Annotated in this window: 23 protein-coding genes; 16 read left to right on the plus strand and 7 right to left on the minus strand. The window is 52.6% G+C overall.

Annotated features, from left to right (window positions below; genetic code table 11):
* Nucleotides 1-104 precede the first annotated feature (104 nt).
* From rnc to acpS, 5 genes are all read left to right on the plus strand, one after another.
* Nucleotides 105-785, plus strand: a complete 681-nt coding sequence (gene rnc / locus DXU84_RS00085) for a ribonuclease III (RefSeq protein ID WP_015698392.1) — start codon at nucleotides 105-107, stop codon at nucleotides 783-785.
* Nucleotides 782-1,687: a GTPase Era gene (gene era, locus DXU84_RS00090; protein ID WP_013576718.1), complete on the plus strand. Its 906-nt coding sequence runs from the start codon at nucleotides 782-784 to the stop codon at nucleotides 1,685-1,687. Before rnc ends, era begins: the two co-directional genes overlap by 4 nt.
* Nucleotides 1,688-1,698: 11 nt before the next feature.
* A complete protein-coding gene (gene recO / locus DXU84_RS00095; protein ID WP_013576717.1) occupies nucleotides 1,699-2,436 on the plus strand; it encodes a DNA repair protein RecO in 738 nt (245 codons plus the stop codon).
* Nucleotides 2,437-2,539: 103 nt separating this feature from the next.
* On the plus strand, nucleotides 2,540-3,271 hold the full coding sequence (gene pdxJ / locus DXU84_RS00100) for a pyridoxine 5'-phosphate synthase (RefSeq protein WP_013576716.1): 732 nt from the start codon (nucleotides 2,540-2,542) through the stop codon (nucleotides 3,269-3,271).
* Entirely contained in the window at nucleotides 3,271-3,651 is a 381-nt protein-coding gene (acpS, locus tag DXU84_RS00105; protein WP_013576715.1) for a holo-ACP synthase, read from the plus strand. The genes pdxJ and acpS overlap by 1 nt, the downstream gene beginning before the upstream one ends.
* A gap of 34 nt (nucleotides 3,652-3,685) precedes the next feature.
* Here acpS and DXU84_RS00110 read toward each other — a convergent pair whose 3' ends face one another.
* Together DXU84_RS00110 and DXU84_RS00115 are read right to left on the minus strand one after the other, a co-directional pair.
* Complete coding sequence (locus tag DXU84_RS00110) at nucleotides 3,686-3,940, minus strand: YfhL family 4Fe-4S dicluster ferredoxin (protein ID WP_013576714.1); 255 nt, start codon at nucleotides 3,938-3,940, stop codon at nucleotides 3,686-3,688.
* 113 nt (nucleotides 3,941-4,053) lie between these two features.
* Entirely contained in the window at nucleotides 4,054-4,902 is an 849-nt protein-coding gene (locus DXU84_RS00115) for a MurR/RpiR family transcriptional regulator (protein ID WP_037036757.1), read from the minus strand.
* A 143-nt stretch (nucleotides 4,903-5,045) separates the two neighbouring features.
* Here DXU84_RS00115 and murQ point away from each other — a divergent pair, with 143 nt between their 5' ends.
* The 4 genes from murQ to tadA are packed head-to-tail and all read left to right on the plus strand — an operon-like array spanning nucleotide 5,046 to nucleotide 8,595.
* Nucleotides 5,046-5,951: an N-acetylmuramic acid 6-phosphate etherase gene (gene murQ, locus DXU84_RS00120; RefSeq protein ID WP_013576712.1), complete on the plus strand. Its 906-nt coding sequence runs from the start codon at nucleotides 5,046-5,048 to the stop codon at nucleotides 5,949-5,951.
* Between the two features lie 28 nt (nucleotides 5,952-5,979).
* Nucleotides 5,980-7,353, plus strand: a complete 1,374-nt coding sequence (locus DXU84_RS00125; RefSeq protein ID WP_037037465.1) for a PTS transporter subunit EIIC — start codon at nucleotides 5,980-5,982, stop codon at nucleotides 7,351-7,353.
* Nucleotides 7,354-7,357: 4 nt separating this feature from the next.
* On the plus strand, nucleotides 7,358-7,996 hold the full coding sequence (gene yfhb, locus DXU84_RS00130; protein ID WP_013576710.1) for a phosphatidylglycerophosphatase C: 639 nt from the start codon (nucleotides 7,358-7,360) through the stop codon (nucleotides 7,994-7,996).
* A 41-nt stretch (nucleotides 7,997-8,037) separates the two neighbouring features.
* Entirely contained in the window at nucleotides 8,038-8,595 is a 558-nt protein-coding gene (gene tadA, locus DXU84_RS00135; RefSeq protein WP_015690318.1) for a tRNA adenosine(34) deaminase TadA, read from the plus strand.
* A gap of 18 nt (nucleotides 8,596-8,613) precedes the next feature.
* On the opposite strand, the gene mltF is transcribed toward tadA, so the two are convergent.
* Nucleotides 8,614-10,074 carry a membrane-bound lytic murein transglycosylase MltF gene (mltF, locus tag DXU84_RS00140; RefSeq protein ID WP_013576708.1) on the minus strand — a complete coding sequence of 487 codons (1,461 nt, stop codon included), beginning with the start codon at nucleotides 10,072-10,074 and terminating at the stop codon, nucleotides 8,614-8,616.
* A gap of 275 nt (nucleotides 10,075-10,349) precedes the next feature.
* Between mltF and purL the strand changes: the two genes are divergently transcribed.
* The 6 genes from purL to DXU84_RS00170 all read left to right on the plus strand — a co-directional run bounded on the left by purL (nucleotide 10,350) and on the right by DXU84_RS00170 (nucleotide 19,358).
* A complete protein-coding gene (gene purL, locus DXU84_RS00145) occupies nucleotides 10,350-14,243 on the plus strand; it encodes a phosphoribosylformylglycinamidine synthase (RefSeq protein ID WP_370461709.1) in 3,894 nt (1,297 codons plus the stop codon).
* Between the two features lie 275 nt (nucleotides 14,244-14,518).
* Complete coding sequence (gene pagP / locus DXU84_RS00150) at nucleotides 14,519-15,142, plus strand: lipid IV(A) palmitoyltransferase PagP (protein ID WP_013576706.1); 624 nt, start codon at nucleotides 14,519-14,521, stop codon at nucleotides 15,140-15,142.
* A 196-nt stretch (nucleotides 15,143-15,338) separates the two neighbouring features.
* Nucleotides 15,339-15,959: a lipid IV(A) palmitoyltransferase PagP gene (gene pagP / locus DXU84_RS00155; protein WP_013576705.1), complete on the plus strand. Its 621-nt coding sequence runs from the start codon at nucleotides 15,339-15,341 to the stop codon at nucleotides 15,957-15,959.
* Between the two features lie 170 nt (nucleotides 15,960-16,129).
* Nucleotides 16,130-17,431 (plus strand): bifunctional glucose-1-phosphatase/inositol phosphatase, encoded by a 1,302-nt coding sequence (gene agp, locus DXU84_RS00160; RefSeq protein ID WP_370461698.1) that lies wholly within the window; start codon nucleotides 16,130-16,132, stop codon nucleotides 17,429-17,431.
* A 100-nt stretch (nucleotides 17,432-17,531) separates the two neighbouring features.
* The gene (locus DXU84_RS00165) at nucleotides 17,532-18,539 is read left to right on the plus strand and encodes a fatty acid desaturase (protein WP_153374552.1); all 1,008 of its coding nucleotides are present in this window, start codon (nucleotides 17,532-17,534) and stop codon (nucleotides 18,537-18,539) included.
* A 12-nt stretch (nucleotides 18,540-18,551) separates the two neighbouring features.
* Complete coding sequence (locus DXU84_RS00170) at nucleotides 18,552-19,358, plus strand: phosphate/phosphite/phosphonate ABC transporter substrate-binding protein (protein ID WP_153374554.1); 807 nt, start codon at nucleotides 18,552-18,554, stop codon at nucleotides 19,356-19,358.
* Between the two features lie 46 nt (nucleotides 19,359-19,404).
* On the opposite strand, the gene sseA is transcribed toward DXU84_RS00170, so the two are convergent.
* From sseA to DXU84_RS00185, 3 genes are all read right to left on the minus strand, one after another.
* Complete coding sequence (gene sseA, locus DXU84_RS00175) at nucleotides 19,405-20,250, minus strand: 3-mercaptopyruvate sulfurtransferase (RefSeq protein ID WP_153374556.1); 846 nt, start codon at nucleotides 20,248-20,250, stop codon at nucleotides 19,405-19,407.
* A 34-nt stretch (nucleotides 20,251-20,284) separates the two neighbouring features.
* The gene (locus DXU84_RS00180) at nucleotides 20,285-20,833 is read right to left on the minus strand and encodes a GNAT family N-acetyltransferase (RefSeq protein ID WP_013576700.1); all 549 of its coding nucleotides are present in this window, start codon (nucleotides 20,831-20,833) and stop codon (nucleotides 20,285-20,287) included.
* A 292-nt stretch (nucleotides 20,834-21,125) separates the two neighbouring features.
* Nucleotides 21,126-21,917: a helix-turn-helix transcriptional regulator gene (locus DXU84_RS00185; RefSeq protein ID WP_126125085.1), complete on the minus strand. Its 792-nt coding sequence runs from the start codon at nucleotides 21,915-21,917 to the stop codon at nucleotides 21,126-21,128.
* A gap of 138 nt (nucleotides 21,918-22,055) precedes the next feature.
* Between DXU84_RS00185 and DXU84_RS00190 the strand changes: the two genes are divergently transcribed.
* A complete protein-coding gene (locus tag DXU84_RS00190; protein WP_013576698.1) occupies nucleotides 22,056-22,826 on the plus strand; it encodes a class I SAM-dependent methyltransferase in 771 nt (256 codons plus the stop codon).
* Between the two features lie 56 nt (nucleotides 22,827-22,882).
* On the opposite strand, the gene DXU84_RS00195 is transcribed toward DXU84_RS00190, so the two are convergent.
* Nucleotides 22,883-23,803 (minus strand): DUF808 domain-containing protein, encoded by a 921-nt coding sequence (locus tag DXU84_RS00195; protein ID WP_013576697.1) that lies wholly within the window; start codon nucleotides 23,801-23,803, stop codon nucleotides 22,883-22,885.
* Nucleotides 23,804-24,106 lie beyond the last annotated feature (303 nt).

Here is a 24,106-nt window from a genome sequence, read left to right on the forward strand (position 1 = left end):
AGAGGGAGCCACTGCAAACGAAACAGCTTTGGATTGGCTTAGGGCGAAGCAGGCCTGTTCCGTATGCTGAAGTTTTTGACGCATTCTTAGTCTATTGGTAACTCATGAATCCCATCGTAATAAACAGGCTTCAGCGGAAGCTGGGCTACACTTTTCAACAGCAGGAGCTTTTATTGCAGGCACTGACTCACCGCAGCGCAAGCAGTAAACACAATGAGCGTTTAGAGTTCCTGGGTGACTCAATTCTTAGTTATGTCATTGCTAACGCGCTGTATCATCGTTTTCCTCGCGTAGACGAGGGCGATATGAGTCGCATGCGTGCCACGTTAGTACGTGGAAATACGCTGGCGGAAATGGCGCGTGAATTCGATCTCGGCGAATGCTTACGCTTAGGGCCGGGCGAATTGAAAAGTGGTGGTTTCCGCCGCGAGTCGATTCTTGCGGATACGGTGGAGGCACTCATTGGCGGCGTGTTTCTGGACAGTGATATCCAGACCGTCGAAAAGCTGATTCTCGATTGGTACCGTAGTCGTTTAGACGAAATCAGTCCCGGTGATAAGCAGAAAGACCCAAAAACCCGTTTACAGGAGTTTTTGCAAGGTCGCCATCTGCCGTTGCCTTCTTATCTGGTTGTGCAGGTTCGCGGTGAAGCGCACGATCAGGAGTTTACCATCCACTGCCAGGTCAGTGGCTTGAGCCAGCCGGTTGTAGGAACCGGTTCAAGTCGCCGTAAAGCCGAGCAGGCGGCAGCGGAACAAGCGCTGATACAGCTGGAGCTTGAATGAGCGAAGAAAAGAATTACTGTGGTTTTGTTGCAATCGTAGGCCGTCCTAACGTCGGCAAATCTACCTTGCTGAATGAATTATTGGGGCAAAAAATCTCCATTACTTCCCGCAAACCGCAAACCACGCGTCACCGTATCATGGGTATCCATACCGAAGGACCCTATCAGGCCATTTACGTGGATACCCCGGGGCTGCATATTGAAGAAAAACGGGCCATCAACCGTCTGATGAACCGTGCTGCAAGCAGCTCAATCGGTGATGTTGAACTGGTGATCTTCGTTGTTGAAGGCACTCACTGGACTCCGGATGACGAAATGGTGGTTAACAAACTGCGTGATTTGAAATCACCGGTTCTGCTGGCGATCAACAAGATTGATAACGTCACCGACAAATCTAAGTTGTTGCCACATTTGCAATTCCTTAGTGAGCAGATGAACTTCGTCGATATCGTGCCTATCTCTGCAGAGAAAGGAACGAATGTTGATACTATCGCGGCTCTGGTGCGTAAACGTCTGCCGGAAGCGGTTCATCACTTCCCGGAAGATTACATTACTGACCGTTCACAGCGCTTTATGGCTTCTGAAATCATCCGTGAAAAACTGATGCGTTTCCTGGGCGAAGAGCTGCCGTATTCTGTGACCGTTGAAATCGAACGCTTTGTCAGCAATGAACGGGGTGGGTACGACATCAATGGCCTGATTCTGGTAGAACGTGAAGGCCAGAAGAAAATGGTTATCGGCAATAAAGGCTCTAAAATCAAGACGATTGGTATTGAAGCCCGCCATGACATGGAAAACATGTTTGAAGCGAAAGTCCATCTTGAGTTGTGGGTTAAGGTCAAATCCGGCTGGGCAGACGACGAACGTGCGTTGCGCAGTCTGGGTTATGTAGACGACTTATAAGGTCCGCGCCTATGGAAGGCTGGCAACGCGCATTTGTTTTGCATGGGCGACCTTACAGTGAAACCAGCTTAATGCTGGATCTGTTCACTGAGGGACAAGGGCGGGTTCGCATACTGGCTAAAGGTGCGCGTGGTCGCCGGTCCAATTTAAAAGGCTGCTTGCAGCCTTTTACGCCTTTACTGGTTCGCTGGAGCGGGCGGGGCGAAGTGAAAACCTTGCGTAATGCTGAACCGGTCTCCCTGGCACTTCCCCTTTCTGGTCTGATGCTTTACAGCGGTCTGTACGTCAATGAACTCGTTTCTCGGGTGCTTGAGCAGGAAGCTAATTACTCTTCGTTGTTCTTCGATTATCTCAATTGTCTGCAAAATCTCGCCAGTGCCAGCGGTTCTCCTGAGTATGCGTTGCGTCAGTTCGAACTCTCTCTTTTACATCATCTGGGTTACGGCGTGGATTTCCTGCATTGCGCAGGCAGCGGTGAAGAAGTCAGTGACACCATGACGTACCGTTACCGTGAAGAAAAAGGTTTTATCGCCAGTCTGGTGATTGATAATTCCAGTTTCACCGGCAGAGATTTGAAAGCACTGGCCAGCCGTGAATTCCCGGATGTCTCAACGCTGCGGGCTGCCAAGCGTTTTACCCGTATGGCGCTGAAACCTTATCTTGGCGGCAAACCCCTGAAAAGCCGCGAGCTCTTCCGCCAGTTTCAGGTCAAAAAACCTGTCTCACCTTCTGACAATTCTTCCAGCTAATTCGGACTCCGGGCTACACGCCGCCACTCTCAAGGGTGTAAACTGCAGAAATTAGCTTTTTGTTCCATTCATAAATCAATTCATTCTTAAATCTGGAGCTGTTATGGCTGAGTTGCTGTTGGGCGTTAATATTGATCACATTGCGACACTGCGTAATGCACGCGGTACGGCTTACCCTGATCCGGTTCAGGCGGCATTTATCGCTGAGCAGGCTGGTGCTGATGGGATCACCGTCCACCTGCGTGAAGATCGCCGTCATATCACCGATCGCGACGTACGCCTCCTGCGTCAGACTATCCAAACCCGCATGAACCTCGAAATGGCTGTCACCGATGAAATGGTCGGTATTGCCTGTGAAGTTTTACCGCATTTCTGCTGTCTGGTGCCGGAAAAACGCGAAGAAGTGACGACCGAAGGGGGGCTGGATGTGGCTGGTCAGTTGGATAAAATGACCGTTGCAGTCAGCCGTCTCAGCGAAGCGGGCATACTGGTTTCCCTGTTTATCGACCCGGATATGCGCCAGATTGATGCTGCTGTTGCTGTGGGGGCGCCTTATATCGAAATTCATACCGGTGCTTATGCTGAAGCGAAAACTGACCTTGAACGTCAGGCCGAGCTGGAGCGCATTAAACAGGGCGCGGCATATGCAGCCGGTAAAGGTCTGAAAGTGAATGCCGGCCACGGTCTGACATACCACAACGTGCAGCCGATCGCCGCATTGCCTGAAATGCATGAGCTGAATATCGGCCATGCGATTATCGGTCAGGCTGTTATCGACGGATTATCTTGTGCAGTACGTGAAATGAAAAACCTGATGCGGGAAGCGCGCCGGTAATGAGTATTTTAGGTTTAGGTACGGATATCGTTGAAATTTCCCGTATCGAAGCGGTGATTGAACGCAGTGGCGACCGTCTGGCGAAGCGTATTTTGTGCGCGAATGAATGGGCGGTTTATGAGCAACATCAGCAACCGGTCCGATTTCTGGCGAAGCGGTTTGCTGTCAAGGAAGCCGCGGCTAAAGCGCTGGGAACCGGTATCCGCAACGGTCTGGCGTTTGAGCAATTTGAAGTCGTCAATGATGTGCTGGGGAAACCAGGTCTGGTTTTCCATGCCCGCGCGGCGGAAATGGCGGCCGAGATGGGTGTGAAATCGGTTCATGTTACCCTGGCGGATGAAAGGCGTTATGCCTGTGCCACTGTAATCATAGAAAACTAATACTACTTATTTTTGGCATTGCATCACGGCATGATTACAGCGTGTGATGCAATGCCACAAATTTATCCCAAAGCTGTTCGTTGGTTTCGGTGTGTTGCGGATTGATGATGATGGTATTGTCGATCGGGCAGACGCTCTGACAGGTTGGTTTATCATAATGTCCGACGCATTCCGTACACCGATCGCTGTCAATTTCGTAAATCTCATTGCCCATCGAGATCGCCTGATTCGGGCACTCCGGTTCGCACATATCGCAATTAATGCATTTGTGTGTGATCAGCAGGGCCATGACGTTTTCTCTTATGTTCAATAAACAGGTCAATAATCAGGGCGCGCAGTATAGCAGAATTGCGCTGGTGTAGGTTCTGCATTCATGCCTTTCCACGCCCCCAATGATCCTGATCAAATCAGCTTTTTCACCAGTTCTTCGCTGTGGCGGATCCTCTCCGGCGCGTGCGCTGTATCCTGTTGAACCAGCGCGACAAACAGCAAATCAGTCAGGGAATATTGCGCCGTGGTGGCCGAGAGCGCTGCGCCGCGGGTCGCGGGTAATTCTGCCACTGTATACAAACAATGGTCTGCCTGTTGTTGCAGGGTATTAGGTGAAAACCCGGTAATGGCCAGGACCTTTGCACCACTCTCGCGGGCGACTTTTGCCGCGAGATTGATTTCGTTCCGTTCACCGCTGAAGGAAATCGCCAGCAATAAATCTTCTTTCGACAGCGCCTGCACGGTAGCAACCAGGACATGAGTATCGGATTCGGCAATGGCCGTGACCCCGATTTTCAGCAACTTATACGCCAGATCCTTCGCCACTAATCCGGATGCGCCAATACCGCTCAGCACAATTTTTCGGGCACCGGTGAGCATCGACAACGCAATTTGCAGACGCGGTTCGCTGTTAATATCCAGTGTTGCGCGAAGCGCCGACTGTTTCTCTGCCAGTAATTTCTCCCCCACAACATGCAGGCTGTCGGTGCTTAAAATCTGATTATGCACCGTCACCGGCTCACTGTTTTCCGGTGATGCCAGGGATTCACTCATTGCGAGTTTCAGCGCGGGGAAGCCTTTATAGCCAAGTTTTTGGGCAAATTTCACCACGCCAGACTGGCTGACACCCGCTATTTCAGCCAGTTTCTGCGAACTCATATGACGCGCTTTCTCCGGCTGAGCCAGTAGAAAATCAGCCAGTTTTCGGTCATTTTGCGCCAGCGTCGGATAAAGCTGGCGGATACGGATCATACAACTCATGGAGGATTTATCCCGGTGTGTCTGAATACTTGCATCACATTTTACGGATTATGTTATCTAAAATAGCAAATATTCCTCGCATTGATGAATAATATATTCAAATATTGAGTAATAAATTTGAATTAAAAATTCAGGAGAGAAGCATGAACACAGATCTTAATTTAGGGGCACTGGTTTCAGAAAGCCGAAATCCGGATACGATGAATTTAGATGAGATGTCTACGCTGGAACTGGTGGCCTGTTTTAATCAGGAAGACCGCAAAGTGCCGGAAGCCATCAACAAGGTTCTGCCGCAGATTGCCTTGGCTATCGATAAAGCCGCTGCGTCATTTCAGGCTGGCGGGCGTCTGATTTATCTCGGTGCCGGTACCAGTGGCCGCCTCGGCGTTCTTGATGCGTCTGAATGCCCGCCGACGTTTGGCGTTCCGCACGGTATGGTTGTCGGGTTAATTGCCGGTGGGCCGGGCGCGCTGCTTAAAGCGGTGGAAGGGGCGGAAGACAGCGAAGCGCTGGGTGTTGAAGATTTAAAGAATCTGAATCTGAAGGCTCAGGACACCGTTGTCGGATTAGCTGCGAGCGGACGTACGCCTTATGTCATTGGTGCTTTGCGCTATGCCACAGAAATGGGCTGCGCCACAGTAGCGATTTCCTGTAACCCGGATTCTCCGATTGCGCGCGAAGCCAGCATCGCGATTTCTCCGGTTGTAGGGCCGGAAGCGCTGACCGGTTCAACGCGTTTGAAATCCGGCACGGCGCAGAAGCTGGTGCTGAATATGATTTCAACCGGGGCGATGGTCAAAAGTGGCAAGGTTTATCAGAACCTGATGGTCGACGTGAAAGCGACCAACGTCAAACTGGTCGATCGTGCCTGCCGGATCGTTGTCGAGGCCACGGGCGCGGCACGCCATGATGCTGAGCTGGCGCTGTCTCAGACTGATTTTGACGTTAAACCGGCTATTCTCATGCTACTGGCTGGTATTGATGCATCACAGGCGAAAGCACGACTGGTGCAACATAACGGATTCCTGCGCGCCGCACTGGCTGATTAACCTCAAGGAGTTGAGCATGGCGATGGCAATGGATAAAACGCAGCGGCTGGCTTCCCAGATTCTGCAGGGTGTCGGCGGCGAACGGAATATCAGCAAACTGGAAAACTGCATGACTCGCGTGCGTGTGGAAGTGCACGACGATAATCGGCTGGATCTGACCAGCCTGAAAACGCTTGAAGGTATCAAAGGTTACCTGAAGCAGGGTGACCAGCATCAGTTCATTGTCGGCCCTGGCGCGGCGGCAAAAGTGGTGGATGCGATGCGTCTGTTGCTTAATCCTGCCGGGACGGTGAGTTCGCCAGGTGATGAAAGCGAGATTGCCCGCAATAAAGCCAGCGCCAAAACAAAATACTCTGCGCCGATGAGTGGGGCGCTGCGCAAACTGGCTGATGTATTTATCCCGCTGATCCCGGCATTTATCGCCTCGGGGTTGATTATGGGCATTATCAATCTGCTCAAGCGGCCGGATATCGCCGGTTCCATTGCCCTTGATTATCCTAATGTGCTTGGCTTGCTGGCGATTTTTGGTGGCGCTGTGTTTGCCATCATGAATATTTTAGTTGGCGTGAATGCGGCGCGCGTTTTCGGCGGTTCTCAGGCCATGGGCGGCGTAATGGCGGGGATTCTCTCCAGCCCTGCACTGGCGCAAATTACCCTGTTTGGTGAAGCTTTACAGCCCGGTCGCGGCGGTGTGATCGCAGTATTGCTGGTCGTTGCGCTGATGTGCTGGCTGGAGAAAAGGTTGCGTCAGTGGCTGCCGGAGTCGGTCGAACTGATCCTCAATCCACTGATTACTACACTTATCACTGCGACACTGGCGATTGTCATCCTTCAGCCGATCGGTGGCTATATCTCTGACGGCATCGCACATGGCGTTAATATCGCTATTGATAAAGGCGGATTACTGGTGGGCGCGGTGCTGGCAGGGACATTTCTGCCGCTGGTGTTATCCGGTCTGCATCAGGGGCTGGTGCCGATCCACGTTGAGCTGATCCAGGCACATGGTTCTAATCCGCTGCTGCCGATTTTAGCCATGGCCGGTGTGGGGCAGGTGGGAGCGGCAATCGCAGTTTATATTAAAACCCGAAACCCGCGGCTGAAAAAAGTGATTAAAGGGGCGCTACCGGTGGGCATTCTCGGCATCGGTGAACCGCTGATATTCGGTGTTACGCTGCCGCTCGGCCGCCCTTTTATTGGTGCGTGTCTGGGCGGAGCCGTCGGTGGTGCGCTAATCTGTTACTGGAAAGTCGCGACAGTTATCACGTTTGGTATTTCCGGGCTGCCACTGGCGCTGACCATTATTTCCGGCAAAGTGATGTTGTATCTGACGGGTTTAGTCATTACGGTATTGGCTGGTTTTATTTTTACCTGGTTGATGGGGTTCAACGATCCCGAGGAGTAGCGGATTGAGTACGAAGCCTGATCGGCGGGTGGTCTTTTTTGATCTTGATGGCACCCTGCACCAGCAGGATATGTTCGGTAGCTTTCTGCGGTTTTTGCTCAGGCGGATGCCGCAGAATCTGATTTTAGTCGTGCCGGTTCTGCCGCTGGTGGGAATCGGACTGTTTATTCACGGGCGCGCCGCGCGCTGGCCCATGAGCCTGTTGCTGTGGTCGATTACTTTCGGCCACGGTGAAGCGCGTCTGAAAGCACTGGAGCTGCAATTTGTCGCTGCGTTTCGCGAGAAAGTGGTGGAGTTTCCGGTGGTGCAGCGCAGGCTGCGTGAATATCTCGACAGCGAGGATACCGAAGTCTGGCTGATCACCGGGTCGCCGGAAAATCTGGTGCAGCAGGTCTATAATACGTCCCTGTTTTTGCCGCAGGTTCGTCTGGTCGGCAGCCGGATCGCCCGTGGCAAAGGCGGATGGGTGCTGCCCTTGCGTTGTCTGGGTGAAGAGAAAGTCGTGCAACTCGAAAGCCGCATTGGCTCACCGCTTAAACTTTACAGCGGATACAGCGACAGCAAACAGGACAATCCGTTGTTGTTCTTTTGTGAGCATCGTTTTCGCGTCAGTAAACAGGGCGAGTTACAGCAACTGGAATAACCGCCAGCGCAAAATTCAGATAAAATGTCTGCCGGTAAAAAATGATTGAGGTTGAAGTGGCAGACGCAGAGTTGGCAATAATGAATGATGATGAACACTGGATGCGACAGGCTATGAATCTGGCGCTGAAAGCGCAGGATGAGGGTGAAGTGCCTGTGGGGGCGGTACTGGTTTTAGACAATCAGGTGATTGGTGAAGGCTGGAACCGGTCTATCGGCCATCATGATCCGACAGCGCATGCCGAAATCATGGCATTACGTCAGGGCGGCAACGCCGTGCAAAATTATCGTCTGCTCAATGCCACATTGTACGTTACGCTGGAACCTTGTGTTATGTGCGCGGGGGCGATGATCCACAGCCGGATCCGTCGCGTGGTGTATGGTGCCGCTGATGCCAAAACCGGCGCAGCGGGCTCTTTGCTCGATGTATTGCGCCATCCGGGCATGAATCATCAGGTGGAGATTACGGCGGGTGTGCTGGCAGAAGCGTGTTCGGAACAACTGAGTGCATTTTTTCGTTTTCGCCGCAGCCAGAAAAAAGCGCTGCGACTGGCAGAGCGTGCCGCGCAGGCCGGTGATGCGGCAGATGATCAGGCCTGAGAAACAGGCCTGCCAGTCTTACGGTGCCAGCGCTTCCTGCGCATTCACCACCGGATATCCCTGACCTAACTGAGCCTGCAAGGCCGCTTTCTGTGCCTGCTGTTTTTCCTTTTCCATCAGATATCCCACCAGACTCAGCTGATAACGACGGATATTCTCCACATAGTTATATGCCTGTGTACCGCGTGCATAACCGTAAGTCGTCCGGCTAAAGAAGCGTTTCTGATTCAGCATCGGCAGACGCTGTTTCACATCTGCCCAGCTGTCCGGATTGGCTTTCTGTTGCGCCGTCAGTTTGCGGGCATCCAGCATATGGCCGTAACCCATGTTATAGGCTGCCAGCGCAAACCAGATCCGTTCATCCTGCGGAACAGATTCCGGCATTTTATCCATCAGATGCGACAGATACTGGGCACCGCCACGAATGCTTTGTTCGGCATCAGTCCGGTCGTCGACATTCAACCCGCCAGCGGTAGCGCGGGTCAGCATCATCACACCCCGTACACCGGTCGGGGATTTTGCCTGCGGATCCCAGTGGGACTCCTGATAGGCGATAGCCGCCAGTAAACGCCAGTCAATATTCCCGGCATACTTTTCGAACAGCGGCTGTAAATCCGGCAGCGTACTGTCGATGGCATTGAGGAAAGTCCGGGTATCAACGTAATCAAAATCGCCCACGTGCCCGAGATATTTCTCTTCCAGCTTTTCCAGGGTGCCGTCTTCTGAAATCTGGCTGAAAAAGTCCAGCATGGCGGCAGAAAGGCTGTCGTCATCAGGTTGTTTGCGGTAGTACCAGGTCACAGGTTCGTCGTCAGTCGCATCAAAAGCCACCGCAAGACGCGGATAAACACGCTGCATCAGGGCGATGGTCACCGAATCGCCCAGCGTATAATCAAGTTTACCGTTCTCGACTTGCTGCAACAGATCGCGTGGTGACATCTTATCGGTCGTGGTCCATGCGAGGTCGGGATACTTTTTGCTGGCGGCTTCCAGTGTGGCGATATGCGCGCTGCCAGCAGACACCACCAGCGAGCCTTTGATGTCTGCGAAGCTTTTCGGGCGCACTGATCCCTGCCGGTAAACCAGTTGCTGGGAAACGGAATAGTATTCCGGGCCAGCACGGTAGTTTTTCAGCCGCTCATTGTTGTACACCAGACCGGAAGCCAGCATGTCAGTATTATCATGATCCAGATCGTCGAACATGCTCTCAATGGTGGTGTGCTGTGTCACGACCAGCTGCACGCCCAGATAATCTGCAAAGCGTTTAGCCAGTTCGTAATCGAAACCGAGATTGCCTTCCGGGGAGTTCATAAAAGTCAGTGGAGAATTGAGCGTGCTTACGCGCAATTCTCCACGGGATTTTATTTGATCCAGTTGGTCGCCTTCACCTCTGTGCCACGGGACTGCCGGCCATAAAGCCAGCGCCAGTAACAGGGCGGCGATCCCCATCAGAACATAATTAATTTTTAGTCGCGTCAAATAGTTATCTCGCTGCGGCGCTCTTGTTTTTTTACGCTATGCTGTGCAGTTAGTATGGCTATATCCCCAGTGCTGACGCATTTTGCTCAACAAAACGGCAGTCTGCAACTTTATTCATGATATCCGTAAAATATGTGGGGCTATAAATGAATATCAAGTTTCCCTGCGCAAACGGTTTCGTCGGGCGTCAGCTTTCTTTATAATAGCCCGCGTTTTCCCCCTGTTGCGCCCAAAGAAGCACTGTGGTCAGTGTCTTCGAAGACGAGAGATCTGTGATTATGGAAATACTGCGTGGTTCGCCCGCTTTGTCGGCTTTTCGCATTAACAAATTGTTGTCCCGTTGTCAGGAAGCCCGTCTTCCGGTCAGCGATATCTACGCCGAATATGTACATTTTGCCGATGTCAGCGCGCCGCTGAGTTCGGACGAACAAACCAAGTTACAACGCCTCCTGAAATACGGTCCTTCTCTCGCTGAACACGCTCCTTCTGGTCGTTTACTGCTGGTTACCCCGCGCCCTGGCACCATTTCTCCGTGGTCTTCCAAAGCTACCGATATTGCACACAATTGCGGCTTGTCGCAGGTTGTACGTCTGGAACGCGGTCTGGCATTTTATGTGCAGGCGCCGCAACTGACCGAACCACAGTGGAATGAACTGGGCGCATTACTGCATGACCGCATGATGGAAACTGTCTTTGGTCATCTGGAAGACGCCAGCGCGCTGTTTGCGCAGCATCAGCCGGCCCCGGTGCAGCATGTGGATATCCTGGGCGTTGGCCGTGGCGCTCTGGAAGCCGCCAACACCAAATTAGGTCTGGCACTGGCTCAGGACGAAATTGATTATCTGATGGATGCCTTTACGTCGTTGGGGCGCAACCCGACGGACATCGAACTGTATATGTTCGCACAGGCAAACTCAGAACACTGCCGTCACAAAATCTTCAACGCAGACTGGATTATCGACGGCGAAACGCAGCCGAAATCCCTGTTTAAGATGATCAAGAACACGTTCGAACACACTCCCGATCACGTGCTGTCCGCGTATAAAGATAACGCCGCCGTGATGGAAGGTTCGCAGGTCGGTCGCTTCTACGCCGATGCGAAAGACGGTCTGTACGATTTCCATCAGGAGCAGGCGCATATCCTGATGAAGGTCGAAACCCATAACCACCCGACGGCGATCTCTCCGTGGCCGGGTGCGGCCACAGGTTCCGGCGGTGAAATCCGTGACGAAGGTGCAACCGGTCGCGGCGCGAAACCGAAAGCCGGTCTGGTCGGTTTCTCCGTGTCAAACCTGCGTATTCCTGGTTTCGAACAGCCGTGGGAAGAAGATTTCGGTAAGCCGGATCGTATCGTTACCGCGCTGGATATCATGACCGATGGCCCGCTGGGCGGCGCAGCATTTAACAACGAATTCGGTCGTCCGGCGTTGCTGGGCTACTTCCGTACTTACGAAGAAAACGTCAATAGTCACAACGGCCCTGAACTGCGCGGTTATCACAAACCGATCATGCTGGCGGGCGGTATCGGCAACATCCGTGCCGATCACGTGCAGAAAGGTGAAATCACGGTTGGCGCGAAACTGATTGTACTTGGCGGCCCGGCGATGAATATCGGTCTGGGGGGCGGCGCGGCGTCTTCTATGGCTTCCGGTCAGTCTGATGCCGATCTGGATTTTGCTTCCGTACAGCGCGACAACCCGGAAATGGAACGCCGTTGTCAGGAAGTGATCGACCGCTGCTGGCAACTGGGCGAAGCCAACCCGATTTTATTTATCCATGATGTCGGTGCCGGCGGTTTATCCAACGCCATGCCGGAACTGGTCAGCGATGGCAACCGTGGCGGTCGTTTCCAGCTTCGTGACATCCTGAACGACGAACCGGGCATGAGCCCGCTGGAGGTCTGGTGTAACGAATCACAGGAACGTTATGTGCTGGCGGTGTCTCCGGCGCAGCTTGAACAGTTCGATGCGATTTGCCAGCGTGAACGAGCACCTTACGCGGTCATCGGTGAAGCCACCGAAGAAATGCATCTTTCTCTGAAAGACAGCCATTTCGACAACCAGCCAATTGATATGCCGCTGGATGTCCTGCTGGGTAAAACGCCAAAAATGACCCGCGACGTCACCACATTGAAAGCGAAAGGTGACGATCTAAATGCGGAAAACATCCAGATTGCGGAAGCGGTAAATCGCGTCCTGCATTTGCCAGCCGTTGCTGAGAAAACCTTCCTGATCACCATCGGCGACCGCACCGTCACCGGCATGGTCGCGCGCGACCAGATGGTCGGCCCGTGGCAGATCCCGGTAGCCGACTGCGCAGTCACCACCGCCAGCCTCGACAGCTACCACGGCGAAGCGATGTCACTGGGCGAACGCGCTCCGGTTGCCTTGCTGGACTTCGCTGCCTCTGGTCGCATGGCCGTTGGTGAAGCGCTCACGAATATTGCTGCGGTGGAAATCGGCAGCCTGAAACGCGTTAAGCTTTCAGCTAACTGGATGTCTGCGGCCGGTCACCCGGGCGAAGATGCCGGTTTATACGCGGCTGTAAAAGCGGTGGGCGAAGAACTGTGTCCGGCGCTGGGTATTACTATTCCGGTGGGCAAAGACTCCATGTCGATGAAAACCCGCTGGCAGGAAGGTAACGAACAACGCGAGATGACGTCTCCGCTGTCGCTGGTAATCACCGCGTTTGCCCGTGTCGAAGACGTCCGCCATACCGTGACGCCGCAACTGCGCACCGACCAGGGTGACACCGCATTGCTGTTGGTGGATCTGGGGGCAGGTCATAACGCACTGGGCGCGACAGCGCTGGCACAGGTTTACCGCCAGCTCGGTAACACGCCTGCTGACGTTCGCAGCGCAGAGCAACTGGGTGGCTTCTTCAACGCCATGCAGGCGCTGGTATCTGAACAGAAATTGCTGGCCTACCATGACCGTTCCGACGGTGGTTTGCTGGTGACGCTGGCTGAAATGGCCTTTGCCGGACATTGCGGCCTGACTGCAGATATTGCTGCGCTGGGCAACGATGTGCTGGCTGCATTGTTCAACGAAGAACTGGGCGCCGTGATCCAGGTTCGTGCATCAGACCGTGAAGCGGTGGAAAAAACCCTGGCTGATTTTGGTCTGGCGGATTGCACACATTACCTCGGTACCGTGGAAACCGGCGATCGCTTCTTCATCACTTCCGGCAGTAAGCCGGTGTACAGCGAAAGCCGTACCACGCTGCGCACCTGGTGGGCAGAAACCACCTGGCAGATGCAGCGCCTGCGCGATAACCCTGAATGTGCCGATCAGGAACATCAGGCGAAAACCAACGATCTCGATCCGGGTCTGAACGTCAAACTGACTTTCGCTCCGGATGAAGACGTAGCCGCGCCATACATCGCCAAAGGTGCGCGTCCGAAAGTCGCTGTTCTGCGCGAGCAGGGTGTGAACTCACACGTTGAAATGGCTGCTGCTTTCCACCGTGCCGGTTTCGATGCGGTTGACGTGCACATGAGTGACCTGCTGGCCGGTCGCCGTGATTTACAGGATTTCCACACGCTGGTAGCGTGCGGTGGATTCTCTTACGGTGACGTGCTGGGTGCGGGTGAAGGCTGGGCGAAATCCGTCCTGTTCAACGACCGCGTGCGCGAAGAGTTTGAAGAATTCTTCCACCGTCCGCAGACGCTGGCCCTGGGCGTGTGTAACGGTTGTCAGATGATGTCTAACCTCAAAGAGCTGATCCCGGGCGCAGAGCATTGGCCACGCTTCGTGCGTAACCTGTCTGACCGCTTCGAAGCGCGTTTCAGCCTGGTGGAAGTGACGGCCAGCCCGTCGATGTTTATGCAGGGCATGGCCGGTTCACGTATGCCAATCGCGGTTTCCCACGGCGAAGGACACGTGGAAGTCCGTGACGCCGCGCATCTGGCGCAAATCGAGCACAGCAATCTGGTGGCGCTGCGCTTTGTGGATAATAACGGTCATGCGACCGAAAACTATCCGGCGAACCCTAACGGCTCCCCGAACGGGATCACCGCGGTCACTAACCTGTCAGGCCGCGTCACTGTAATGATGCCGCACCCGGAGCGTGTTTTCCGCACGGTCAGCAACTCCTGGCATCCGGAAGAGTGGGGCGAAGACAGCCCGTGGATGCGCATGTTCCGTAATGCGCGTAAACAGCTTGGTTGATGCTTAATAAGCCTCAGTAATAAAAATCCGCAGTGCGAAAGCCTGCGGATTTTTTGTATCCGGGTATCCGGCAAAGAAGTAAACTTCAGCCAAAGCGGCTCTGTGTAAAAGAAAATTTCAGTTTACACGCGACCATAAATTTCTAATGCATTGTTTTATAATGAAATAACTTTATTATATTCATGTGGTTTATCATTGCTTAATTAATGATTAACTATTTATATGTGTTTGTCGTTATATACTGCCCCGGTCAACTCAACAGGGCTTTAACGCCAATGAAAAATTTATATTCCGTGAATTATCGCGCAGCATTCGCTTTTGCATTTTTAACCTTTTCATTATTGCTTTCAATTAATGTTAAGGCGCAAGATAATGTTATTAATTCTCAGCAGCAGAATGTTTCCTCGCAAGAAAATGATAAAGGCTTATGGGATTCCTATAAAAATAATGTTGCTGAAACATGGATGGCACCTCAGCAGCAGGATCTCTTTCTGCCTGTATTAACGCGTCATAACCGACATACACACAGTCAAAAACAAATTGATGGGTATAATGAACATCCGTGGGGCGGCGGTTATGGTATTTCACGTTATGATGAAAAAGGAAACTGGCACGGGATTTATGCAATGGCCTTTAAAGACTCCTTTAATAAATGGGAGCCTGTGGCCGGTTACGCTTATGAAAAAATATGGCAGCCACTGGATGATAAAAAATTTCGTCTGGGGGCGGGGTATATAACCGCTGTCTCGGCGCGAGATAATTATGATTACGTCCCCTTCCCGTTAGTCCTGCCGCTGGTGTCTGTCGGGTACTCGAGACTGACTTTCCAGGCTACCTATATTCCCGGTACAAATTCTAAGGGGAATGTACTTTTTGGCTGGCTGCGTTTGCAAATTTAATAGGAATAGTCTTTAAAGTAATGTTTGTGAGTGTAAGAAATGTTGTATTGGTTTCAGGAAAAATCTGATAATTGGAAAACCATTTTCTTAAAATTCAGATGATTAACGATTTACAGTATTTTTGTTTTATCCGTGTTTATATTCTTCATTCATGATGGAGTTATGATAGAGCTTCAACATGGAGTTAAAACAATAAATGCACATCGTTAATATTAGAAACGTTATCAGGGAAATCATTTTTTTTGGCGCCATCAGTGTGAGTGCGTCAGCATCAGCTAATAATAGTGGTACTAACCCCGTCAGCGATCCCGATACCATTCAGTACAAATCGCTGGCTGCGAACGTGTGGTCAGACTTCACCGATAAAGTATCAACGACCTGGAATGATTCTGATGCACAGGATTTGTATCTGCCGGTAATCACCTGGCATAACCGTCTGACCTACGATAAAGAGAAAACCGATAAATACAACGAACGTCCGTGGGGGGGAGGTTATGGTATTTCCAGATATGATGAAAAGGGTAACTGGAATGGCATTTATTTTATGGCGTTTAAAGATTCCCACAATAAATGGGAACCCATCGGCGGTTACGGCTGGGAAAAAATATGGACGCCAGCAGAAGATAAAAACTTTCGCTTAGGGCTGGGGTATACCGCGGCGGTGACGGCGCGTGACGATTATGAATATATTCCTATCCCGATTGTTTTACCGCTGGCTTCTGTCGGCTATAACAAACTGACCTTCCAGGCGACGTATATTCCGGGAACCTACAATAACGGCAATGTGTTCTTTGCGTGGCTGCGTTATCAGTTCTGATGCGTTTTTTGTGACTGTACAAAGCCCGGACACAGGTTGTGAACCTGATCCCCCACTTCTGATGAATATTCCACTATGCTAAAAATTCACCGCAGGAATCAATCTGTTGGCTTCTGCGGTGTTTTTTGTTTTCAGGGAATCTACAAAACACTTCATCAAGAGGATCACTCGTGAAAAAAGCATCCCGTTATTTTGCATTGTCTGCACTTGCCTGCGTTTTACCTCTCACGTTGCCCGTCGCTCAGGCCGCCCAGTCCGATAATTTAGAACTGCAACAGGTTCTGGTGCTTAGCCGGCACGGTATCCGCGCCCCGTTGGTCAATTATGGCGATGTGCTGGCCGAATCGACAACACACACCTGGCCGGTATGGAAAACCGAAGGCGGTTTGCTGACACCGAAAGGCGGTCAGGTTTCCGAACATATGGGGCATTATTTCCGTGCCTGGCTGGCGAAAGACAAACTGCTGCCTGCCGCCGGGTGCCCTGAAAATGCGCAGGTCTTTACCTACGCCAACAGTTTGCCGCGCACCATTGATACCGCGAAACACTTCACCACCGGCGCTTTTCCCGGCTGCGATGTCGCGGTGCTTAACCGCGTAGAAATCGGCAAGATGGATCCGGTGTTTAACCCGATTATTACCGCAGAAGTGAACGATACCTTCAAAACCAGCACCCTGAATTCCATTAATCAGCACGCGGGTGAGGGCGGTCTGACGGGATTGAATCAGCGTCTCAAGCCGAACTATCAGTTGCTGGAAAGCATCCTCGATTATAAAAACAGTAAAATCTGTAAAGAGAAACAGCAGTGCGATCTGGCTTCGCAGCCGTCAGACGTGGTGCTGACACAGGGCAAAGAACCGGGCATTACCGGGCCGCTGCGTATGGCCACCGGGGCGACCGATGCGTTCATGTTGCAGTACTACGAAGGTTTCCCGATGAAAGATGTTGCCTGGGGTAAAATTGATACGCCAGACCAATGGACAAAGCTGGAAACCATCAAAAATCTGTATCACGAAACACTTTTCGGCTCGCCGGCGATTGCTGCCAACGCGGCTAAACCATTGCTGACCTTTATTGCCGGTGCGCTGGACCCGAAACTGGCGTCAACCGCCGATCAGAAAGCCGCGCAACAGGCAAAACTGGCGGTGCTGGTCGGGCACGATTCGAATATCGCTTCCTTGCTGGCCGCACTGAAAACGCAGGATTATCAGTTGCCGGGGCAGTACGAGCGGACGCCTATCAGCGGCACGGTGGTCTTCCAGCGCTGGCATGACAAGAAAGCGGATAAGGATCTGATGAAAATTGAATACGTTTATCCGACCGCCCGTCAGATCCGCAACAATGTGGCGCTGAGTCTGAAAAATCCGCCGGAACGTGTGACGCTGCACATTGAAGGATGTACCACCGACAAGCAGGGCTTCTGCCCGATGGAACAATTTACTCAGGCACTGCAAAAAGATATGAAGGGCTGAGTCTGTTAGCCGCTTGCTGGCAATAGATAGTGATTTAAGTTAGTTAGCGGCATCCATTCGTTACCCGATAATGTGTCAGGTTCCCTGACTCTGGCACATTATGGCGTCCTCTTCGTTTTACCTCAGCGCCCGTCAGCGGGCCAAAATCACCCTCCGTTCGTACCATTTCTGGTGGCGGCGGGAAATCCCCACCTGGCTACTGATTGTCTCGGTTTACAGCGGCTGGTTTGCGGCAGTGTATTTCTGGAATAATCTCGGGCCATGGCTCGCAACGCCTGTGCTTATCTGGTTCACGACCTGGTATATGTCGCTGCAACATGAACTCATCCACGGGCATCCGACCCGCAAACCCTGGCTGAATCAGCTGATTGGCACGCTGCCGCTGGCGGTCTGGTATCCCTATGGCCTGTATCGCGACACGCATCTGCAACATCACCGCAATGAACATCTGACGCTGCCCGGCGATGATCCTGAAGCCTATTATTTCAGCCGCGCCAGTTGGGAAACTCTGTCGCCCGCCATGAAGGCCGTTGTCCGTCTGCGCAATACCTTGCCGGGAAGAATGCTCATTGGCCCGTTACTGGATATCGTCAGTACGCTGACCGGCGCGCTGATAGCCGTGTTACGCGGTGAGTGGCGCACAGTGGGGATGTGGCTGATACATGGCGCATTGCTGGTGGTTGTGTTCAGCGGGATGGCGCAACGCGGGCTGTCGCCGCTGTATTTTATTTTCGCAGTAAGTTATCCGGCACTCAGTCTGACCAAAGTTCGTTCTTTCTTTGAGCATCGCGCAGAGCATGCGCCGCAGGCCAGATCAACGCTGAATGAAGCCGGTTTTTTGTGGCGTTTACTGTTTCTGAATCTGAATTATCATCTGGTGCATCACGATTTACCCGGCGTGCCATGGTATGCGCTGCGCCAGATCTATGTCTCTGACCGCGAAGCCTATATTCAGCGCAGCGGGGGTTTTGTGGTGCACGGCTATCGCCAGTGGTTCCGTGACCACACGCAGACACCCGTTGACGTCGAAGCTCATCCTTTTGCCGCCGGGAAATCTCCGGCGCAATCCGTGCCAGGCGACTATGATTATCAGCAGGATACCCCCTGACGGAGTGGCCAGATGATGCTGATGTCTTTGCCGATGTACGCGGTTTCTCGCGCTGATGTGGAAGCGTTCGCCGGAGTGTTACGCCAAAAACTCAGGCAACTTGGCCTCGCCTCCACGCCGGACAGGCTTAACTGGCCGCAGGATTTATTCTCACACTGGCAGGCATCGGATTTACTGCTCAGCCAGACCTGCGGTTTCCCGCTGATGGAAAGCTTGCCGCAGGTTCAGCTGGTAGGCACATTCAGTTATCACGCCCCCGGTTGCGACGGTTTCCGTTACCGTAGTTTTTTGCTGGCGCGTGAGGAGGATGCCGGATTGCATCTGGCCGGTTTCCGTCACCGGCGGCTGGCGTTTAACAGCACCGACTCCCAGTCAGGTTATAACAGCCTGCGTGCACTGGTCGCACCGCTGGCCAAAGACGGGACATTCTTCTCGCGGGCGACGGCGACCGGCAGCCACCGTGAATCGCTTCATTACGTTCAGCAGAATCTCGCCGACCTCGCGGCAATTGACTGCGTGACGCTGGAACTCCTGCGCCGTAGCGAACCCCGCTCCCTCAGCGGGCTGGCGGTGATCGGACAAACGGCTGCTGTACCGGGTTTACCGTTGATTACTTCTCCGGAGACCTCTGCGGAGGATCTGGCAATTTTGCGGCAGGCGTTACATGACATCGTGGATGAACCGATCAGTCATCCCTTACTTATTGAAGGATTTACCGAAGTGCCGCGGCAGGCTTACCGCGTCATCAGCCAGATGAAAGCATTAGCTCAGGCGTTTGGCGTCAGTGAGCTGATGCCTGCATTGCAAAAAACGACATAAAAAAACCGGGCACGGTGCCCGGTTGTCGTTTTTCTGCATCATGGGATCAGTGCGTTTCGATCGGAAAATCTTCGTTAATATCGCCCCATTCAGCCCACGAACCGTCATACAGCAGCACGTCTTTAACACCCAGAGAATCCAGCCCAAATGCCAGTGCGGCGGCCGTCACGCCGGATCCGCAACTGGTGATCACCGGTTTATTCAGATCCACACCCAGACGCTCAAACGTTGCCTTCAGATCCTGCGGCGATTTCAGGTGCCCGTCCTGCGTCAATTCGGTAAAGGGAACACTCAGGCTGCCGGGAATATGACCGCCGTGCAGCCCGGGACGTGGTTCCGGTGCCTCGGCTTTGAAACGCGCCAGTGAACGGGCGTCGATAATCTGCACGTTACCGATGGCGTCTTTGACCTGTTCTGCGCTCACGACCACCGGACGCACCAGTCTGGCGTTGAACGTCGTGGGCACGCGGGTGTGCTCGCCACTTTGCGTCGGCTTACCTTCGGCAATCCATGCGTTCAGACCGCCATCCAGCACGCGTACGCTTTTGGCTCCGAAACTGGTCAGCATCCACCACACGCGTGGCGCGGAGAATAAATCGCCTTCGTCATAAAGGACGATGGTTTGCGTATCGGCCACGCCTAAACGGCTCATCGACGCAGCGAATTCTTCCGCTGTCGGCATCATGTGTGGCAGGCCGGTCGTGCAATCAGAGATGCTGTCGACTTCCACATAAATCGCATTGGGAATATGCGTTTCGAGATATTTTGCGTGGAAATCTATGGGCGGTGTAATGCCCGGTTTGGATTTACGACAATCGATAATGACCACGTCCGGTGAGTTCAGATTCTTCGCCAGCCAGTCGGTAGATACGGTATGGGTAGAAAAAGTCATGTTCTGTTGCCTTATCTTTTTTGTGAAACCAGTCTCAGAGATCGCCCGGGATCAGGGAATACATCCAGGCGTCACGCGGCTGGCCGTGATAATAAAGCCGGTTGCGGTGCAGACCTTCTGATATCGCGCCCGTTTTTTCCGCCACCCGTCGGCTGTGGTCATTGCCCTCCATTACCACGATTTCCAGACGGGTCAGCTCCAGCTCGGTAAACGCAAAGCGCGCCGCCGTTCTGGCTGCCAGCGTCGCCAGTCCGCGGCCGGTATAACCGGTGCGGATCCAGTAACCGAGATTGGCGAATTTATACTCCGGCGTGATGCGGTTGATGCCCACACTGCCAATCAGATTACCGCCTGAACGCTCAAATACACAGAAATTGAATTCTGCGCCGCGATGGCGTTTCTGCTCGCTGTCGGCCAGATATTTCCGGCTGTCTTCAAGCGAATATTTATCCGTACACCAGGATTCCCATGCGCCAATTTCCTTCACGGAGGCTTTAACCGCCGCTAAATGCGTGACGGCCTCAAGTTCGGTCGCTACACGAATTTCGAATTCTTCATCCTGATAGATCTGGCGAGTCATCATGGGCATTATCCTGTCATGGAGGAAACCAATTATTTAGGAAACCAAAAAAATCAGCCTCACATATCCGGCATCTGTATGTCAATTGGTGAAAACGCCAGTTAAACGAGAAAAAACAGCAAGCTGGCCACCTAATGCCGGTCACTTAAGGAAATGAGGCCCGTGAATTTGGGCCTTCGATGAAGAAAAATAGCGCTATAAGCCTGATTCCTTCATTATCCTTTGAAGCACAAAAATGAATTTGTATTCATAAAAATGCTTAAGTGACCGGCATTAAGCTGGCCACCCTCGTTTTTTACGCTTCCGGCACCAGAATCACCAGCTTACATTCTGCATATCCGGCAGGGAAAAATGTCTGTTGCCGGTAACAGATTTCGCCCTGAAGCGGATGATGAAAACGGCGTTCACCGCCTTCACGCGCCAGCACTTCCTGCTGCGACCACCACTGATTGAACTCGTGACTGCGATCGCGCAGGCTGATTACCGACTGACGGACTGTTTCAGAATGGGCGTAATGGCTGGTCTCGGCACGAAACTCCGCCACTACACGTTTGGCGCGTTCCGGCCAGTTTGTGACCAACTGGCGTGCCAGCGGATGCAGGAACATAAAATCCAGCAAATTAGGATGTTCATCAACCCCCAGCCAGCCACTGAACAACGCCTCCGCTTGCGGATTCCACGCCAGTACATTCCAGCTACTGTCGAGCAGATAACCGGGGCAGGCGAACTGACTAACACACTCTTTCAGGCTGGCGTCCGGTGCGCCGGAAGAGGGTAATACCTGCGGATCTTTCACCGACGCCAGACTGAATAAATACTCTCGTGCCGCAGGTTCCATGCGCAGCGCTTTGGCCAGGCTGTCAAGGGTCGCAGCGGAAATGGACACATCGCGCCCCTGTTCAATCCACGTATACCACGTTGCGCTGATCCCGCTGATTTGTGCCAGTTCTTCGCGGCGCAAACCGCTGGTTCTGCGGCGCGGTGAACCGGGAAGCCCGACCATTTCCGGCGTCACGCGTTCGCGGTGAGTCCGTAAAAACATGCCCAGCGCTTTCGGTCCGCTGAGCGACTCTGCGTTATCAATCATAATATTCACTTAAACAGGGTGTAATTGATACCAGTATAAACGCTCATATTGTACCCGTATAGAACAATGCCTATAGTGATTTTGAGGTCATTTGAAACCCGCATTCTTATTACAAAAACAAGACAGACAGGAGCAATGATGAACACAAAAAATACTCACAGTCAGGCCGTAGATAAGCAGTTTGGTTCACAGGCTCAGGATTATCTGACCAGTGCGGTTCACTCGCAGGGCGCTGATTTACACCGTCTGGCGGGGTTGCTGGCACCCTATAACGAGGCGCGGGTCATTGATCTGGGTTGTGGGGCAGGACACGCCAGCTTTGTCGCAGCAGGTGTGGTTAAAAATGTGATTGCTTACGATTTGTCGTCACAGATGCTGGACGTGGTTGCACAGGCTGCGCGGGATAAGCAACTGACGAATATCACCGTGCAACAGGGCGTGGCGGAATCGCTGCCGTTCGACGACCGCAGCGCGGATGTGATTATCAGCCGCTATTCCGCGCACCACTGGCATGATGTCGGGCAGGCGCTGCGTGAAGTGGCGCGTGTGCTGAAGCCGGGCGGGAAATTTATCATGATGGATGTGGTGTCGCCGGGGCATCCGTTGCTGAATATTTATCTGCAAACCGTGGAAGTGCTGCGCGACACCTCGCATGTTTGCAATTATTCACCAGGCGAATGGCTGAACATGGTGGCTGAAGCCGGGCTGGTTGCGCGTGAAGTGACGACAGATCGTTTGCCGCTGGAGTTCACCAGTTGGATCGCCCGCATGCGCACGCCTGAACATTTCGCCGTCGCTATCCGCGAGCTGCAAAAAAAGATGTCTGACGACGTGGTAAAACATTTTGAGATCCAGCCTGACGGCACATTCACCAGCGATATCATGATGCTGGTGGCATCGAAGAACTGAAGGGAATAGCGGTGAATTGCGCCCTCCGGCATAAGGAAGGGCGCAATGTTTCTGCATTATGATTTTTTACCGAACACCTTCTGTCCAGTCATCACCAGCGCCAGCACGGCGGCACCGACAATCAGACCCACCACTAAATCAGTGGCACCGGTAATCAGTGTATTCACCCAGCTTTCGTGCCCGTGCGTCAGAGGCTCAATCAGGCTGTGCATAAATGGCAGACCGTGGCTGATGATACTGCCGCCGACCAGGAACATGGCGATGGTGCCGACGACAGAAAGCATTTTCATCAGCCAGGGGGCGAGATTCACGATGCCGCGGCCAAAGGCGCGTACACCTTTCATGATGCTGCTTTCACCGGCAAGCTTGCTCAGGTACAAACCTGCGTCGTCAATTTTGACTATCGCACCGACCAGCCCGTAAACCCCGATAGTCATTGCCACCGCAATCAGCACCATCACGGTAACCTGATTAAGGAACGGCGCCGATGAAACAATACCCAGCGAGATTACGATGATTTCAGCCGAAAGAATAAAGTCGGTGCGCACCGCGCCTTTGACCTTATCTTTTTCGTGCGTTTTAGCCTCTGTTTCATTTTTTATTTCGGCGGCTGCCGGTTTTTCTTCTTCATGATGCCCGCCCGGCATCAGTTTATGGGCGATTTTTTCGAAACCCTCGTAGCACAGATAGGCACCGCCAATCATCAGTAACGGGGTGATGGCCCAGGGAATAAACGCACTGATCAGTAAGGCCAGCGGAACCAGAATGGCTTTGTTGATCATCGAGCCTTTGGCAACGGCCCACACGATCGGCAATTCGCGATCGGCTTTCACTCCCGTGACCTGTTGTGCATTCAGCGCCAGATCATCACCCAGCACGCTGGCTGTTTTTTTCGCAGCGACTTTACTCATTGCCGCCACATCATCAAGAATCGATGCGATATCATCGATTAAGGCCAGAAGACTACCACCCGCCATAAATACTCCCTTTCATCATTATGATTATGCAAAGGTTCTCCGCGCGCACGGGAAACCGAACTCTGTAGCCCTGACAGTGCAGGCGATCACAGCAACAGAAAATTCATACAAAATAATCATAACAGTGATTGCATGCCGGCGTCGATTTGTGCAAAAGTTGTGCGGGTTATAAATAACTTTGAAAACTCTCCATACTTTCTCCATTAAATATCTCTATTTCTCCGGCAGTTAGAGTGACTGAAAAGATTACTTTCGTTGTCTCCTTATTTTTACCACAATGGTTGAATTTCTTTACATTCGATT

This window comes from Rahnella sp. RcJ3 (assembly GCF_009498575.1).
GTDB lineage: Bacteria > Pseudomonadota > Gammaproteobacteria > Enterobacterales > Enterobacteriaceae > Rahnella > Rahnella aceris.

Coding starts and splice junctions, on each gene's coding strand:
- DXU84_RS00195 (WP_013576697.1), bottom strand. CDS start 23,803: ATGGCGGGTGGTAGTCTTCTGGCCTTAATCGATGATATCGCATCGATT.
- pagP (WP_013576705.1), top strand. CDS start 15,339: ATGCACATCGTTAATATTAGAAACGTTATCAGGGAAATCATTTTTTTT.
- DXU84_RS00115 (WP_037036757.1), bottom strand. CDS start 4,902: ATGAGTTGTATGATCCGTATCCGCCAGCTTTATCCGACGCTGGCGCAA.
- DXU84_RS00110 (WP_013576714.1), bottom strand. CDS start 3,940: ATGGCCCTGCTGATCACACACAAATGCATTAATTGCGATATGTGCGAA.
- murQ (WP_013576712.1), top strand. CDS start 5,046: ATGAACACAGATCTTAATTTAGGGGCACTGGTTTCAGAAAGCCGAAAT.
- DXU84_RS00170 (WP_153374554.1), top strand. CDS start 18,552: ATGATGCTGATGTCTTTGCCGATGTACGCGGTTTCTCGCGCTGATGTG.
- pagP (WP_013576706.1), top strand. CDS start 14,519: ATGAAAAATTTATATTCCGTGAATTATCGCGCAGCATTCGCTTTTGCA.
- sseA (WP_153374556.1), bottom strand. CDS start 20,250: ATGACTTTTTCTACCCATACCGTATCTACCGACTGGCTGGCGAAGAAT.
- rnc (WP_015698392.1), top strand. CDS start 105: ATGAATCCCATCGTAATAAACAGGCTTCAGCGGAAGCTGGGCTACACT.
- era (WP_013576718.1), top strand. CDS start 782: ATGAGCGAAGAAAAGAATTACTGTGGTTTTGTTGCAATCGTAGGCCGT.
- DXU84_RS00185 (WP_126125085.1), bottom strand. CDS start 21,917: ATGATTGATAACGCAGAGTCGCTCAGCGGACCGAAAGCGCTGGGCATG.
- DXU84_RS00165 (WP_153374552.1), top strand. CDS start 17,532: ATGGCGTCCTCTTCGTTTTACCTCAGCGCCCGTCAGCGGGCCAAAATC.
- recO (WP_013576717.1), top strand. CDS start 1,699: ATGGAAGGCTGGCAACGCGCATTTGTTTTGCATGGGCGACCTTACAGT.
- acpS (WP_013576715.1), top strand. CDS start 3,271: ATGAGTATTTTAGGTTTAGGTACGGATATCGTTGAAATTTCCCGTATC.
- tadA (WP_015690318.1), top strand. CDS start 8,038: ATGATTGAGGTTGAAGTGGCAGACGCAGAGTTGGCAATAATGAATGAT.
- DXU84_RS00125 (WP_037037465.1), top strand. CDS start 5,980: ATGGATAAAACGCAGCGGCTGGCTTCCCAGATTCTGCAGGGTGTCGGC.
- DXU84_RS00180 (WP_013576700.1), bottom strand. CDS start 20,833: ATGATGACTCGCCAGATCTATCAGGATGAAGAATTCGAAATTCGTGTA.
- pdxJ (WP_013576716.1), top strand. CDS start 2,540: ATGGCTGAGTTGCTGTTGGGCGTTAATATTGATCACATTGCGACACTG.
- DXU84_RS00190 (WP_013576698.1), top strand. CDS start 22,056: ATGAACACAAAAAATACTCACAGTCAGGCCGTAGATAAGCAGTTTGGT.